The 14,619-nt window shown below is 58.9% G+C and carries 12 protein-coding genes; 4 read left to right on the top strand and 8 right to left on the bottom strand.

Translation table 11 applies throughout. The annotated features are described in order from the left end of the window. Window positions 1-21: 21 nt before the first annotated feature. Entirely contained in the window at window positions 22-3,423 is a 3,402-nt protein-coding gene (gene putA, locus RUM8411_RS03940; protein WP_085821335.1) for a bifunctional proline dehydrogenase/L-glutamate gamma-semialdehyde dehydrogenase PutA, read from the bottom strand. Window positions 3,424-3,525: 102 nt separating this feature from the next. Between putA and RUM8411_RS03935 the strand changes: the two genes are divergently transcribed. Together RUM8411_RS03935 and RUM8411_RS03930 are read left to right on the top strand one after the other, a co-directional pair. Next, window positions 3,526-4,014 carry an Lrp/AsnC family transcriptional regulator gene (locus RUM8411_RS03935; RefSeq protein WP_085821334.1) on the top strand — a complete coding sequence of 163 codons (489 nt, stop codon included), beginning with the start codon at window positions 3,526-3,528 and terminating at the stop codon, window positions 4,012-4,014. A gap of 30 nt (window positions 4,015-4,044) precedes the next feature. Then, window positions 4,045-4,626 (top strand): tetratricopeptide repeat protein, encoded by a 582-nt coding sequence (locus tag RUM8411_RS03930; RefSeq protein ID WP_085821333.1) that lies wholly within the window; start codon window positions 4,045-4,047, stop codon window positions 4,624-4,626. A gap of 43 nt (window positions 4,627-4,669) precedes the next feature. Here RUM8411_RS03930 and RUM8411_RS03925 read toward each other — a convergent pair whose 3' ends face one another. The 7 genes from RUM8411_RS03925 to RUM8411_RS03895 all read right to left on the bottom strand — a co-directional run bounded on the left by RUM8411_RS03925 (window position 4,670) and on the right by RUM8411_RS03895 (window position 12,836). Next, window positions 4,670-6,559 (bottom strand): PhoX family protein, encoded by a 1,890-nt coding sequence (locus RUM8411_RS03925; RefSeq protein ID WP_085821332.1) that lies wholly within the window; start codon window positions 6,557-6,559, stop codon window positions 4,670-4,672. 258 nt (window positions 6,560-6,817) lie between these two features. Beyond that, window positions 6,818-7,813, bottom strand: a complete 996-nt coding sequence (locus RUM8411_RS03920; protein WP_085821331.1) for an ABC transporter ATP-binding protein — start codon at window positions 7,811-7,813, stop codon at window positions 6,818-6,820. Next, on the bottom strand, window positions 7,810-8,844 hold the full coding sequence (locus tag RUM8411_RS03915; RefSeq protein ID WP_085821330.1) for a Gfo/Idh/MocA family protein: 1,035 nt from the start codon (window positions 8,842-8,844) through the stop codon (window positions 7,810-7,812). Before RUM8411_RS03915 ends, RUM8411_RS03920 begins: the two co-directional genes overlap by 4 nt. Beyond that, complete coding sequence (locus tag RUM8411_RS03910; protein WP_085821329.1) at window positions 8,841-9,680, bottom strand: carbohydrate ABC transporter permease; 840 nt, start codon at window positions 9,678-9,680, stop codon at window positions 8,841-8,843. Before RUM8411_RS03910 ends, RUM8411_RS03915 begins: the two co-directional genes overlap by 4 nt. 10 nt (window positions 9,681-9,690) lie before the next feature. Further along, complete coding sequence (locus RUM8411_RS03905) at window positions 9,691-10,605, bottom strand: carbohydrate ABC transporter permease (RefSeq protein ID WP_085821328.1); 915 nt, start codon at window positions 10,603-10,605, stop codon at window positions 9,691-9,693. A gap of 65 nt (window positions 10,606-10,670) precedes the next feature. After that, window positions 10,671-11,924 (bottom strand): ABC transporter substrate-binding protein, encoded by a 1,254-nt coding sequence (locus RUM8411_RS03900; protein ID WP_085821327.1) that lies wholly within the window; start codon window positions 11,922-11,924, stop codon window positions 10,671-10,673. Window positions 11,925-11,948: 24 nt separating this feature from the next. Continuing rightward, window positions 11,949-12,836, bottom strand: a complete 888-nt coding sequence (locus RUM8411_RS03895) for an N-acetylmuramic acid 6-phosphate etherase (protein ID WP_234995126.1) — start codon at window positions 12,834-12,836, stop codon at window positions 11,949-11,951. 167 nt (window positions 12,837-13,003) lie between these two features. On the opposite strand from RUM8411_RS03895, the gene RUM8411_RS03890 reads away from it, so the two are divergent. Then, window positions 13,004-13,879, top strand: coding sequence for a glucosamine kinase nucleotide-binding domain-containing protein (locus RUM8411_RS03890; RefSeq protein WP_085821325.1), 876 nt, complete (start codon window positions 13,004-13,006; stop codon window positions 13,877-13,879). Then, entirely contained in the window at window positions 13,866-14,615 is a 750-nt protein-coding gene (locus RUM8411_RS03885) for a GntR family transcriptional regulator (RefSeq protein ID WP_085821324.1), read from the top strand. The genes RUM8411_RS03890 and RUM8411_RS03885 overlap by 14 nt, the downstream gene beginning before the upstream one ends. Window positions 14,616-14,619: the final 4 nt, after the last annotated feature.

Genomic DNA, 14,619 nt, shown 5'->3' with positions numbered 1-14,619 from the left:
CGGCCCAGCGTCAAGGCATGCTTAGGCCGCACCCCCCAACAACGCTGCGTTGCCACCAGCAGCTGTTGTGTCTACGCACACGTGGCGCTCGCCCAGAACTCGGGCGCGATCTGGTTTGCCTGGGATCAGCGGCAGGATCGGGCCATCGCGTCGGGCCAGATGGCGTTCGATTTGCCGCGCAGTGTCGTCATCCCCCCACCAGAGTACGCCCGAGATGCCGGTGACGTTTTCCAGCCTTTGCAGATCCAGCATTCCAGTGGCGCGGATTGCCGTGCCTCCCAGTGCCTCGACCGCGTTGGCCTGGGCCAGTACGGCGTCCGCGCCTGGCCCCATGCACAAAAGAGGCGCGCGCGGGAACTCACTCAACCGGTTGGATTCACCCGTCGGGCCGGGCAATGACTGGGTCTGGACACTGACCGCACGACTCTGTGCTGCGGGCAGGTCACTTTGGGTGCTTTGCCATGCTCCGGCGCTGACTTGCCGGTCCGGAGTGCAGAACCGCGCCATGTAGTTGGGTCCGCCAGCCTTTGGTCCCGTTCCTGACAGGCCTTCGCCCCCGAATGGTTGCGAGCCTACGACGGCGCCGATCTGATTGCGATTGACATAGATGTTGCCCGCGTGGACGGCCTCGGTGATGTACTGCACGCGGTCGTCGATGCGGGTATGCAGGCCGAAGGTCAGGCCATAGCCAGTTGCGTTGATATCGGCAATGACCTGATCAATCTGGGATGCCTTGAACCGTACAACATGCAGGACCGGGCCAAACACTTCACGTTCCAACGCGGCGATTCCCGGAATTTCGATCAATGTGGGCGCGACAAAGGTGCCCTCGGGTGGGGTGCTGAGTTCCTTCAGAACGCGCCCTTGGGTGCGCGCCTTGGCGATGTGATCTGCAATACCCTGCTGTGCGGTGTCGTCAATCACCGGGCCGCAATCGGTTGAGATTGACCAGGGTTCACCCACCTCTAGGGCATCCATTGCACCGGCCAGCATGGTCAGCAGATCGGCGGCGATATCTTCTTGCACATAAAGGCACCGCAAAGCGGAGCATCGCTGCCCCGCGGATTGAAAGGCGCTTTCGATGATGGATTGCACGGCCTGTTCAGGCAGGGCGGTGCTGTCGACGATCATTGCATTCAGCCCGCCGGTTTCCGCAATAAACGGCGTGCCCGGGCGGAGGTTCTCGGCCATGGCCACGCGGATTTTCAGCGCGGTCGCGGTTGATCCGGTAAAGGCAACGCCAGACACCCGCGTATCCGAGGTTAGTGCTGCACCAACCGACGGTCCGCCCGGCAGCAATTGAAGAGCGTCCTGCGGTACGCCTGCCTCGTGCAACAGTTGGACAGCGCGGTGCGCAATCAGAGGCGTCTGAGGGGCGGGTTTGGCCAACACGGCGTTGCCGGTGGCCAGCGCGGCAGATATCTGACCGGTAAAAATCGCCAGGGGGAAGTTCCACGGGCTGATGCAGGTAAAGGTTCCCGCCGGTTTGGCGTCGGGGATATTGGCCGCGTAGTAGCGCAGGAAATCAACCGCCTCACGCAGCTCGGCCACCGCATCGGGCAGGGATTTCCCAGCTTCGCGGGCCAAAAGGGCGAAAAGCTCGCCATAATTCGCCTCGTACAGATCGGCGGCTGCGTTCAAAATTTGCGCCCGAACCGACGTAGTTGCCTGCCATGGAACGGCCGAGGCCAGAGCCTGTTCTACGTCGCGCGCACTGGCAGGGGCAATGGCCCCAGGCCGGTCTTGTGGCTGGGCCGGGTTGATCACGGGTTGGTCACCCTCGGGATGTGCGTCATCGGATAGCAGGGGCCGCGCATACCAGTGATGTGCCCGGAACTGATCCCGCGCGGCATCGATCCGGTCGAGCGTGGGGGTGTGCTGCAGATCGAACCCCTTTGAATTGGGCCGCTCGGGCTGAAACAGGTCGGGACCAGTGGGTAAATGCGGCTTTGGTTCCTGAATGGTGTCAAAGGGGTCTGCGGCGACCTCCTCTGGTGGAACGGTCTCATCCACGATCTGGTTCACGAAAGATGAGTTTGCACCGTTTTCCAGCAGGCGGCGGACGAGATAGGCCAACAGGTCGCGATGCGCGCCGACCGGGGCGTAAATCCGACAGCGTGCATTGTTCTGTTCCTTGACGATCTGGTGCAAGGTCTCGCCCATGCCGTGCAGGCGCTGAAACTCAAACGGTTGGGTGTCGGCCATGTGCAGGATCGCGCTGACCGTGTGGGCGTTATGGGTTGCGAACTGAGGATAAATCCGGTCGGTCATGTTCAGCAGTTTGCGCGCATTGGCGATGTACGAGATATCCGTTGCCGCCTTACGGGTGAACACCGGGAATCCGTCCACACCTTCGACCTGCGCGCGCTTGATCTCGGTGTCCCAATACGCACCTTTGACCAGACGGACCATCAGCTTGCGGTCATGGCGTTCTGCCATGTTGTACAGCGTGTCCAGAACGACCCCGGCACGTGGCCCATAGGCCTGTACCACGATCCCGAACCCATCCCACCCGGCCAGAGCAGGCTCGGCCATCACAGCCTCGATCACCTGCAGAGACAGCGACAGGCGGTCGGCCTCTTCTGCATCCACATTCAACCCCATCCCGGCGGCTTTGGCCAGGATGCATAGGGCGCGCAGGCGTGGCATCAGCTCGTTCATAACCCGCTGTTCATGCGCCAGTTCGTAACGCGGATGCAGGGCCGAAAGCTTTACTGATATCCCCGGATTGGCTCGGATGTCGTCATGGGTGCAGGCATCGGCAATCGCGGCAATGGCTCGGGAATATGACAGGTGATACCGGGCGGCGTCTGCGTCCGTCCGGGCGGCTTCCCCCAGCATGTCGTAGGAATAGGTATAACCGTTGGCCTCCATCCCGCTGGCACGTTCCATGGCCGATTGAATGGTCTCGCCCAGAACAAACTGGCGACCCATCTCTTTCATCGCGCGGCCAACGGCGGTGCGGATCACAGGCTCGCCCAAACGTTTGATAGCCCCGCGCAGCGCGCCAACCGGAGAAGATTTGCCCTCATCCAGAACCTTACCCGTCAGCATCAGCGCCCATGTCGATGCATTGACCAGAGAGGACGAGGACTGCCCCAGATGTTTGCCCCAATCTGACGGCGCAATCTTATCCTCGATCAGCGCGTCAATCGTATCGGCGTCTGGCACGCGCAACAACGCTTCGGCCAGACACATCAGGGCGATACCCTCATCCGAGGACAGGCCGTACTCGGCCAAAAACACCTCCATCATGCCGGGCGAAGTACTGCCCCGGATGTCGCGCACCAATTGCGCAGCCGCAGCGCTGATCGCGGTGCGGTCGGCTTGGGTCAGATCAGCCTGTGTGATCAGAGCGTCCAGTATTGTGGACTGATCGGCATAGGTCTGGCTGTCGATATGGGTGCGCAGGCTGTGTGACATGTATCCTCCGGTCTTTTGATGAGTATACTGTCGCCAAGTCAGAACAATCGGCTTATGTTTGGGTTTGGGTAGGCAATTGACCTAATTTTCTGAGGATTTGCAATGCAAAACGACTTTTCTGGTCTTGATCGGTTTGATCGGGCGATTCTGGCGATTCTGGCCAGGGACGGGCGCATATCGGTTGCAGATCTGGCGCGTCAGATCGGGTTGTCCAAATCTCCGACGCAGGCACGGCTGAAAAAACTAGAGGCGGACGGGATCATAACCGGCTATCGCGCCTTGCTAGATCCGATCCGGTTGGGGCTTGATCACGTGGCTTTTGTCGAAGTCCGTTTGACGGACACACGTGAAAAAGCGCTGGCCGAATTCAACGCGGCGGTACGCAAAGTGCCCGAGATCGAGCAAGCCCATATGATCGCGTCGAATTTCGACTATTTGCTGAAAATCCGCACGGGTTCGATGTCTGAATACCGCGCTGTTCTGGCCGAGAAGCTTTCAGCCCTTCCGCATGTGTCGAACACCTCGACCTTTGTGGCGATGGAGGCTGTAAAAGAGGCGGGGTTGCCGAACCCGCCAGATGCTCAGAGTTGACGGGCACAGGATTTGCATCAACATTAGGGAATGATCCGGTTTGCAGCCTTTAGTCTGATGATCGCCGTGACCGCCGCGCCAGCTGCGGCGCACTCTCTGGACGGGAAATCCTGTGCCGAGGTGGTAGATCATGCAGCAGACGTGGACGTCCTGATCGCGCAGATCCAAGACGCGGAGACCGAGCAGGAGGCCCGGGTCATATCAGGCCAGATGTGGCAATTGTGGACCGATGCCCCGGACTGGCAGGCACAGGCGCTGCTGGATCGCGGAATGCAGCGTCTCAAGGCTGGGGAACTGGCCGAGGCGCTGAACATTCTGGATGCGTTGGTGATCTATTGCCCGGACTATGCCGAAGGTTACAACCAACGGGCGTTCGTCAATTACCTGCAACATGATTTCGAAGCCGCTCTGCCTGATCTGGATCGGGCGATTGAGTTGTCGCCCAATCATGTTGCCGCAATCAGTGGCCGGGCCCTGACCTTGTTGGGCTTGGAACGTCTGGACGAAGCGCGCACGGCCCTGTCGCAAGCGCTGGAGCTGAACCCCTGGCTGTCCGAGCGTCATCTTTTGGGACCCGGCGGCCCCCTTGAGCCATTGGGTAAAGATATCTGAAAAGCCCCCGAAACGATTGGCTTCGGGGGCGTTTCCTTAGGATTTAACCAACCAATCCGTTATCGGCCCGCTTGATCGCGATAACCGAGGACCGGGGTGTCCCGCCATCGGGCCAATTGCTGCCCGGATGCTGAATGCCGACAAACATGGTGCGCAGGTCGCTCGACCATGCAAGACCGGTGACCTCACACCCGTTCGGACCGGTCATGAACCGAGCGATCTCGCCGGTGACTGGATCACCAACCAGCATCTGGTTGTTACCATTACCTGCGAAATCCTCTTCGTTGTCGTCATTGCCATCGGTCTGGATCCAGATCAGGCCAGTCGAGTCGATGACCATACCGTCGGGTGAATTGAACAGGTTGCCTTCGTTCACGTTCGCCGAACCGGCGCGGGCGTCCGAATGCACGGTCGGATTGCCTGCCATCACGTACAAATCCCAATCGAACCCTTCGGCTGCATGATCGTCATTCACTGGGCGCCAGCGCACGATCTGACCGTATTTGTTGGCCTCGCGCGGGTTGGGGGCATTGGCTGATGTGTCGTCGCCACCGGCGTTGGGTTTCACTCCGCGGTTCTTGTTGTTGGTCAGGCAGCAATAGGCCTCAACCGCGACAGGGCTGGAGGCCACCCATTCCGGGCGATCCATCGTGGTGCCGCCAGCAGCCGAGGCCGCCATGCGGGTAAAAATCGAAATATCGGCCGCCTCCATTCCAGTGGCTTCTGGCGTCAAGGGCAGCCAGGCACCTGTCATATCATCGTTGAATTTGGCGACGTAAAGCGTGCCGTCATTCAGTAGGCTCTCGGTCTCACCACCGGGCTGATAGGAGCCGTTCGAGACGAATTTGTACAGGTATTCGCCCCGCTCATCGTCACCCATATAGACGACCACGCGGCCGTCAGCAGCCAGCGTCACCTCGGCGTTTTCGTGTTTGAAGCGGCCCAGGCCGGTATGTTTGACCGGCGTGCTGTCGGGCTGAGTTGGATCGATCTCTACAATCCAGCCCAGGCGGTGCGGCTCGTTAGGGTTCTTTGAAGTATCAAAGCGCGGATCGAAAAGTTCATACCCATTCCAGCTTTCTGCTCTCAGGCCGTACCGTTTAAAGCCTTCAGCAACCTTCTGGTCATAGCTGGCATTTTCGTCGCTCGATCCGAAATAGCCATTAAAGTTCTCTTCGCAGGTCAGATAGGTACCCCAAGGCGTCTTGCCTGCACCGCAGTTGTTCATGGTGCCCAGCGAGGTTGTACCAGTTGGGTCAGCCTCGGTTTTCAGCAGATCGTGACCGGCAGCCGGCCCAACGATATTCATCGGGGTATTGTGATGAATGCGTCGATTGAACGGGCTGTCTTTGACGACAGACCAGCCTTCGGGCCCCTCTGTGATTTCCATCACGGTGACGCCTTGTAGGTTTTGCAGCTTCAGAACGTCACCGGCACTGGCCGGAACACCTTCTTGCGAGGCAGGCAAATTGATCTTGCCGTTCGGGTATTCATGGTTGATCGCGATCAACTCGTGACCCTGGAATGCAAAAGTCTCCATCCCGTCGGTGTTTTCGCCAAAGATGCGATCCGATTTTTCGACCGGTCCACCATCGGTGAGGTCATAGCCGTCTGCATCGGCAAACAGCGGATCACCCCAGCGCATCAGCATCTTCCACTCGTACCCTTCAGGCACGTGAACAGCACCGCCTGTCTGAGCCGCAATCGGAGTAAAGGCAAAACGCGATGCGGACTGCGCCTGCGCCGAGGTTGAGGTCAGCAGGCCGGCGCCCATAGCGGCCGCGCCCGAACCGAAAGCAACAACACCGCTCAGGAATCCACGGCGCGAAATGGCGCTTTCTACGACGCGGTCAAAATCGTTTTCTTCAGGGCGTGGGAAATGCAGCTCGTCCCAGTCATCGGCGGAAAGTGTGGTGGGGTCAACGTCTTTCATGGATGGCTCCTGGCTATCTGAGTTAAGTCTGAAATTGGATGTAGGCGGCAAATGTGACAGGCTGATAACAGCCTGATTAAGGATACCTACTGACTGACTTTACACCATTGTGAACGCCATACGCGAAACTTCGCCGGACGCGCCGGACGCGCCGGGCGCCTGGCGTCAGAAGCACGCGTGTGCCCAGATCGGCCCGCATATGCTATGCAGGGCAGGGTCGATTGACAGTGTTAAGAAAAAAAGGTTGTCGCGAACTGATCAGCGCAGTCTTTGACCGTCCGGATCAAAGCGATAGGCCCGGTCGGGGTCAAAGCCCAGGCGCAGGTCCTGACCTTCCGCAATCGCGTGCTGGCCAAACAGACGCGCGGTGACATCATGGTCGTGAACCTTGGCTATGACATTGGTGTCACCACCAAGTTTTTCTACATGGCTGACATGTGCGGTAAGTGGACCGTCGTCCGACAGGAACAGATCCTCGGGCCGGATGCCGATGGTGGACTGGCCACCGTCTTGCAGCAACCCTTCGGGCAGAAAATTCATCGATGGTGATCCCAAAAAACCGGCAACAAACTGGTTTGCCGGGTTGTTATACAGCTCCATCGGGCTGCCGATCTGTTCCACACGCCCGTCGCGCAGGACAACGATCTTATCGGCCAGCGTCATCGCCTCGGTCTGGTCGTGGGTGACATAGATCATCGACGCATCCAGCGCCCGGTGCAGGTTGGCGATTTCGATCCGGGTGTTCATCCGCAGGGCGGCGTCCAGATTTGACAGCGGCTCATCAAACAAGAACAGCTTGGGTTCGCGCACGATGGCCCGGCCAATGGCGACACGCTGGCGCTGACCGCCTGACAGCTCCGAGGGGTAACGATCCAGATACGGCTCAAGGTTCAGCATGCGGCTGGCGGTGGCCACGCGCTCTTCGATCATCGATTTTGGTTGTTTCTCTTGCTTCAGCGCTAGGGTCATGTTGCCGCGCACGCTGAGATGGGGATAAAGCGCATAGCTTTGGAACACCATCGCAATCCCGCGCTTTGAGGGCGGCACCAGATTGACTTGCTGGCCGCCGATGTGAATGTCACCCGAGGACGCGTCCTCAAGCCCCGCAATTACTCGCAACAAGGTGGATTTGCCACAGCCCGAGGGGCCGACAAAGACAACAAATTCGCCCTCTTCCACTTCCAACGTGATGTCCTTCAGGACATGCACATTGCCAAATGATTTGTTTACGTTGTTCAGCGTCAAAGCGGTCATTGTGCGGGCTCCTCAAGGGAAACGGGCTGGCCGGTGCGGATGCTTTCATCCGCGGCCAGACAAATGGCAAGAGACTGGACGGCGTCATTCATATGACGTGTCAGGTCGATATCTTCAGTGATGGCGCGCAGCATATAGGACTGTTCGGCATCACACAGATCCTGATGGCCGGGCTCATCCGGCATCTCGATCGTATGGTCGCCTTGCGGTGTGTGGACCAGCAGGCCACCGACTTTTGTGTGCCCATCAATATCTGCGGATGCGCCTTTGTTGCCGTCCGTGATCGAGACCGAACCGTTAGGTGACACGATATCCTTCACGAAAAACGCGGTTTCAGACATCATCGGCCCCCAGCCGGCCTCGTACCAGCCGACCGAGCCGTCATCGAACACCACCTGAAACTGGCCGTAATTATACATGTCCTCGGCGATCTCATCCGACAGGCGCAGACCCATGCCGTTTACGCGAAGGGGGCGTGCGTCAGTGATCTGGCACATGACATCGACATAATGCACGCCGCAATCGACAATAGGTGACGTGGTCTGCATCAACGCCTTGTGCGTTTCCCATTCTGCGCCCGAGGATTGCTGATTAAGGTTCAGCCGGAAGACATATGGGCCACCCAGTTCGCGTGCCTCATCAATCAACCGCATCCAAGACGGATGATGGCGCAGGATATAGCCCACCACCAGCTTGCGGTTCAGCCGGGTGGCCGCGTCGACCACACGTCGCGCGTCGGCGACATTGGTGGCAAGCGGCTTTTCCACAAACACATGCGCCCCGGCTTCCATCGCGGCGCAGGCGTAATCTGCGTGGCTGTCGGAATAGGTGGCAATTACCACAAGATCGGGTTTGGTTTCAGCCAATGCCGTTTCGTAGTCTGAGAAAGCCGGATAGCCCGCGAGGTCCGGATGACCCACACAGCCAGACCGATTCACCAGCCCGACGATCTGCGCGTCGGGGAGGTGATGATGGGCCAGTGCATGGCTCAGCCCCATATTGCCTAGGCCTGCGATCAGAACCCGGGTCATTTGACCGCCCCTGACGTGATGCCGCGGATCAGCTGGCGCGAAAAGATGACATAGAGGATCAAGACCGGCAGGATCGCCATCGACAGGGCCGAAAGAACCGCGTTCCAGTCGGTGACAAATTGCCCGATAAAGACCTGACTTCCCAGCGTCAGCGTCTTGGTCTCCTCGGCCGGAGCCAGGATCAGGGGGAACCACAGGTCGTTCCAGATCGGGATCATATTGAACACGGCCACTGTCGCCATTGCAGGACGGACGAGGGGAAGAACAAGGCGGAAGAAGATTGTGTATTCGGACAGCCCATCAATGCGCCCGGCATTCTTCAGATCGTCACTGACCTGTCGCATGAATTCGGACAGAATGAACACGGCAAGTGGTAGTCCCTGCGCCGTATAAACCAAGATCAGCGCCCAAAGCGTGTTGACCAACCCGGTCGCCACCATCATCTCAAGGATCGCCACGGTGCCGATGCGGATTGGGATCATGATCCCCAGCGCCAGATACAGCCCCATGATCAGGTTGCCCTTGAACTGGTATTCCGACAACGCATAGGCGGCCATCGCGCCGAACAAAAGGATAAAGGACAGCGACGCCACTGTGACGATCATCGAGTTCTGGAAGTACAGGAAGAAGTCCCCCTGCTTCATCACCGTCTCATAGCCGATCATCGAGAAGCTGTCCGCATTGGGCAGGGCCAGTGGTTCGCGAAAGATCGCGCGGCGGGATTTGAAGCTGTTGATCAGGATAACAAAGACCGGAAACAGCGCGATCAGTGTGTACAGGATCAGCGCGCCATGCATCGCGACGGTGTTGAAAGGATTGCGGCGTGCTTTGTTCATCGCTTTGCCCTCACATCTGATACCGGCGCATGCGGGTTTGTATGCCAAACAGATAGATGCATACGCCCACAAGGATGATGGCAAACATGGCCCCGGCGATGGCCGATCCCATATGCGGATCGCCCAGTTGCAGCTGAAAGCCAAAGAAGGTGCGATACATGAACGTCCCCAGAATATCGGTCGAAAAATCGGGCCCCGCCAGCGCGCCTTGCGACGCATAGATCAGGTCAAACGCATTGAAATTACCCACGAAAGTCAGGATGGAGATGATCCCGATCGAGGGCAGGATCAGCGGCAGTTTGATCTTCCAGAAGGCGGACGCCCCGGTGATCCCGTCAATCTCACCAGCTTCCAGAATTTCTTCGGGGATGGTCAGCAGGGCGGCATAGATCAGCATCATCGGGATGCCGACAAACTGCCAGACCGAGATAAGTGCCAGCGTGGTCAACGCGTATTCCTCTTTGCCCAGCCACGGCGCGAACAGCGACTTCAAACCAACCGCATCCAGCATCGATGGCGCGATGCCCCAGATGGGGGACAGGATCAGCTTCCAGGCAAAACCCACGATCACAAAACTCAGGATTGTAGGGATGAAGATCGCTGACCGATATAGCGCCGCAAACCGCAGGCTTGGATGGCTGAGAAGGGCCGCCAGCGCAATGCCGATGGGATTTTGCACCAGCATGTGGACCAGGAAAAACCAAAAGTTGTTGCCCAGGGCGTTCCAGAACTGTTCAGACCAGATCGGGTCAAAAAACAGCGTCCGAAAGTTTTGCAATCCCACGTATACGCGGGTCTGATCAACTTCGGTGAACAGTGCCAGGCGCAGCGTGTTGAACAGCGGAAAGATCATCACCGCCGTATAGACAAGAACGGCCGGTGCAAGGAACACGACGATATGCCAGCGGATGCGGGGGCGGTTCATGGGACAGCTTTCATAGGAGGGTCAGAGGTACCCGGGCGATCGCAACCGCCCGGGTATCTTTCAGTTTACTGGTGCGGAGCGTACCAGGAGGCGAGGCCTTCCTGCAGCTCAGCGCCCAGTTCCTCGGCGGATTTTGCGCCCTTGATGGCCGCCACAGATGCGCCCCAAGTATCGTTTTCCAGGTTCGGCGTGCCGCGCGACAGGATCTGATAGGTCGAGCGGATCGTCGATTCACATTCATCGCGCCAGCCGACGATTTCCTTGGCCAGCGGGTCCTGCAGGTCGACCGGTGTGTTCGACAACGGGAAGAAGCCAGGCAGGGCGTTACCGAAGATTTCGGCAAACTCGGGGCTTGCGACCCAGGACAGGAAGGTCTCAGCTGCTTCGGGGTTTTCGGTGGCGGCGTTCATGCCGATGCCGATATCCGTGTGATCCGAAATATAGCAGGTGTCGCCCGCGTTCTGAACCGGCGGCTTGAAGGCACCCATTTCGAAATCGGCCTGCGCGTTAAAGCCCGAGATTTCCCACGATCCAGCCGGATAGACGGCGGCACGGCCCAGAGTGAAGATGTTCTGGCTGTCAGGATAGGTCTGCGCCTCGTAACCGTCGCCCAGATACTCACCCCAGCGGGCCAGTGTGGCATAGGGGGCAGTCCAAGCCTCGTCGGTCAGCTTCTGCTCACCAGCGATCAGCGCCTGGCGGCCTTCCTCACCTTTCCAATAGTTCGGGCCGATGTTGTTATAACCCATCGTGGCCGCTTCCCACTGGTCGTTGGTGCCCATCGCCATCGGGACATAGGTGCCGTCGTCGCGGATCTTGTCGAGCGCGGCAAAGAATTCGTCCTCGGTGGTGGGAACTTCGATACCCAGTTCGGCAAAGGCGTCTTTGTTGTAGATAAAGCCATGGATCACCGACGCCATCGGCACACAGAAGCTGGCTGATCCGTCATCCGTCTGCCACGCCGATTTCGCCACGTCCGAGAAATTGCTCATCGCTTCAACCGATGACAGATCGGTCAGGTGACCAGCCTCGTACAGTGCCAGCGAGGCGTCAAACGGGCGGCAGGTGATCAAGTCTCCGGCTGATCCGGCGTCCAGCTTCGAATTCAGAACAGCATTGTATTCGGCTGGGGCAGAGGGGGTGAACTGAACCTTGATGCCAGGGTGTGTGGCCTCGAAGGCCGGTATGATTTGGTCCTGCCACAGTGTCAGGTCGTCATTGCGCCAGCTTTCGATGGTCAGCGTCACGTCCTCGGCAAGGGCGCTGGTCGCCATCAGGGTGGTACCCAGTAAGGCCAGTTTCAGGCTTCTGTACGTCATTGTTCTCTCCCGTTTGGTTTGCATTTATGTCTCTTGCGCCAGAGCAGCATTCAGTATGTCGTCGGTGGCTTGCAGGCGCGCCGTTGCGTGTTTCAGAGACAGGTCCTGGGCCGCGATCAGTATGGCGGGCTTGACCTCTCCTTTGGATTTATCCAGCGCATCCTGCGCCTTGGTCATGTCGACTTTTGCGATACGGGCGACGATTCCCGTGGCGCGGGCCCGCAACTTGTCGTTATCGGCGCGCAGGTTGACCATCATGCCGCTGTGCACATGCCCAAGCTCAACCGCCATCAGCGAGGACAGCATGTTCATCGCGATTTTCTGCGCCGTTCCGGCCCCCATGCGTGTTGATCCCGAGATCAGCTCGGGTGGCGTGGCCAGCAGTATGGGAATGTCGGCGTCTTGCAGCAACGGGCTGCCCGCGTTGTTGGCAATCCCGATCACAGTTGCTCCATGAGCGCGTGCAAGGCGGCTGGCTGTCAGTGTGTAGGGGGTCGAGCCGCTGGCCGACACGGTGATCACCGTGTCACGGGCCTGCACAGAGCCAAGCGCATCCTGCAGCCCGTCATCAGCATCCTCGACACCGCCCGGCATCTCAGCCCCGGTCGGCAACCCACCAGCCATATGGATTCGCAGCTGAGCCGTCGGGATCGAAAATGTGCCACCCAATTCCTGCGCATCAGCTGCTGCCATCAACCCGGAGGATCCTGCGGCGGCATAGTGAAGAACACCACCCTCACGAATTGTGTTGGCCATCGCTTTTGCACCGGCCGCGATGCTCTCGGCGGCGTCAAGCGCGGCTTTGGATGCAGCGATCTGGCCAGCGGCCAGAATTCGGGCTGAACTGACCAGGTCGCCCCGGTTCAGCAGGTCGGCATCATCGTGCAATTGTTCGGTTGACGGCAGCGTCAAGAGAATCCCCCATGTGTTCCCTTTACAATACCTATCTAATACCACCTGTCCACAATTTTCTTTTTTCCACGTAAACACCGAGATTTGCGGTGTAATTCGCATATATAGGCGGTATTTGGTTCTTTTTGGCCTTTCCTGAAGTGAATAGGTATTATAATGGTATTGTCATGACTGAGTCTCGGAACAATGCGATTTTGGCGGTGGACGGCGGTGGAACGCGGTGCCGTGTCGCCTGTGAGGTTGATGGTATTGTCCATTGCGCTGAAACCGGCGCGGCCAATGTCTCAAGTGATTTCGACGGTGCCCTGACCCAAATTCGGGCGGGTATGATGGAAATCTCCCGCACAGTAGGGGTTGCGGTTCAGCAGATGGTGACATGGCCTGCCTTCGTCGGGTTGGCGGGTGTCACGGATAATGAGATTGCCGGACGATTGCGAGATGCCTTGGGGCTGGCTTGCGCGCGGATCAACGATGATCGGCCCGCCGCCGTGCGTGGTGCTTTGGGTGCGCGGGATGGGTTGATCGCCCATTGCGGGACAGGCTCGTTTCTGGCGGTACAGACAAATGGCGCGATGCGGTTTGCCGGGGGCTGGGGATCTGTTCTTGGGGATGAGGCGTCGGCCCAATGGGTAGGCCGCCGGGCTTTGTCGGAAACACTTTGCACCTATGACGGGACACAAGCCGAAACGGCCTTGACGCAAAAGCTGTTGGCAGACCTGCAAGGGCCTGCCGGAATTGTTCGGTTCGCGGGATCCGCCACGCCCGCACAGTTTGGCGCGCTTGCCCCTTCGGTGACATCGGCCGCCAAAAATAGTGACCCCGTGGCCCGGGGCATCCTGCAGGCCGGCGCAGACTACATCGCCGGAACCGCCCGGAAACTGCGATGGCAACCCGGTCAAGCGATCTGTCTGACCGGCGGAATTGCGGCGCACTATGCGAACTACCTGCCGACCGAGATGCAATCAGTGATACGCCCGTCACTGGGTGCGCCGCTGACCGGCGCGCTGGCCCTGGCAAAGGAGGTCCGACATGAGCATCAGTGATTTCCTACGCGCAGACAGCTGGCTGACCCCGGAAAACGGACCGCGCTACGTCCAACTGCGGCGCAGGCTACAAGAAGGGATAGATACCGGTGTCCTGCCCCCGAACTCCTCCCTGCCGTCGGAACGGGAATTGGTAGAGATCACCGATCTGTCGCGCGTCACCGTGCGCAAGGCGATACAGGAACTGGTTCAGGAAGGTGTCATCGAACAACGCCAGGGGTCTGGTTCATTCATCCGGCAACCGGTGCCGCGGGTGGAGCAATCGCTGAAACATCTGACCTCGTTCACCGAAGATATGTCGAGCCGCGGCATGCAGACCGCGTCCAAATGGCTTGAACGTGGTGTATTCGCGGCGACCCCAGAGGAGATTGCAGCGCTAAGCCTGAAAGAGGGCGAGCAGATTTCCCGCATCTATCGCCTGCGTGAGGCTGACGGGCGGCCCTTGGCATTGGAACGTGCTGCGTTGCCATTGGATATCCTTCCGAATCCGATTGAGGTGACCACCTCGCTCTATGAGGTGCTGGATCGGTTGGGGCGGCGGCCCGTGCGGGCGCTTCAAAAGATATCAGCGCTGAACCTGGCCGCGCGCGAAGCTGATTTGCTGGACGTTCCCGAAGGGGCGGCCGGGTTGAATATCGAACGTATCTCATTCCTAAAAAACGGGCGGGTCGCGGAACTGACCCGGTCCCTTTATCGCGGCGATGCCTATGATTTTGTCGCTGAATTGCGGTTGTAACCGG

The sequence above is a fragment of the Ruegeria meonggei genome, from assembly GCF_900172215.1.
Lineage (GTDB): Bacteria > Pseudomonadota > Alphaproteobacteria > Rhodobacterales > Rhodobacteraceae > Ruegeria > Ruegeria meonggei.
This window is presented reverse-complemented; position numbering and strand designations above follow the sequence as displayed.

Coding starts and splice junctions, on each gene's coding strand:
- RUM8411_RS03890 (WP_085821325.1), top strand. CDS start 13,004: ATGACTGAGTCTCGGAACAATGCGATTTTGGCGGTGGACGGCGGTGGA.
- RUM8411_RS03935 (WP_085821334.1), top strand. CDS start 3,526: ATGCAAAACGACTTTTCTGGTCTTGATCGGTTTGATCGGGCGATTCTG.
- RUM8411_RS03920 (WP_085821331.1), bottom strand. CDS start 7,813: ATGACCGCTTTGACGCTGAACAACGTAAACAAATCATTTGGCAATGTG.
- RUM8411_RS03910 (WP_085821329.1), bottom strand. CDS start 9,680: ATGAACAAAGCACGCCGCAATCCTTTCAACACCGTCGCGATGCATGGC.
- RUM8411_RS03930 (WP_085821333.1), top strand. CDS start 4,045: ATGATCCGGTTTGCAGCCTTTAGTCTGATGATCGCCGTGACCGCCGCG.
- RUM8411_RS03900 (WP_085821327.1), bottom strand. CDS start 11,924: ATGACGTACAGAAGCCTGAAACTGGCCTTACTGGGTACCACCCTGATG.
- RUM8411_RS03925 (WP_085821332.1), bottom strand. CDS start 6,559: ATGAAAGACGTTGACCCCACCACACTTTCCGCCGATGACTGGGACGAG.
- RUM8411_RS03905 (WP_085821328.1), bottom strand. CDS start 10,605: ATGAACCGCCCCCGCATCCGCTGGCATATCGTCGTGTTCCTTGCACCG.
- RUM8411_RS03885 (WP_085821324.1), top strand. CDS start 13,866: ATGAGCATCAGTGATTTCCTACGCGCAGACAGCTGGCTGACCCCGGAA.
- RUM8411_RS03915 (WP_085821330.1), bottom strand. CDS start 8,844: ATGACCCGGGTTCTGATCGCAGGCCTAGGCAATATGGGGCTGAGCCAT.
- putA (WP_085821335.1), bottom strand. CDS start 3,423: ATGTCACACAGCCTGCGCACCCATATCGACAGCCAGACCTATGCCGAT.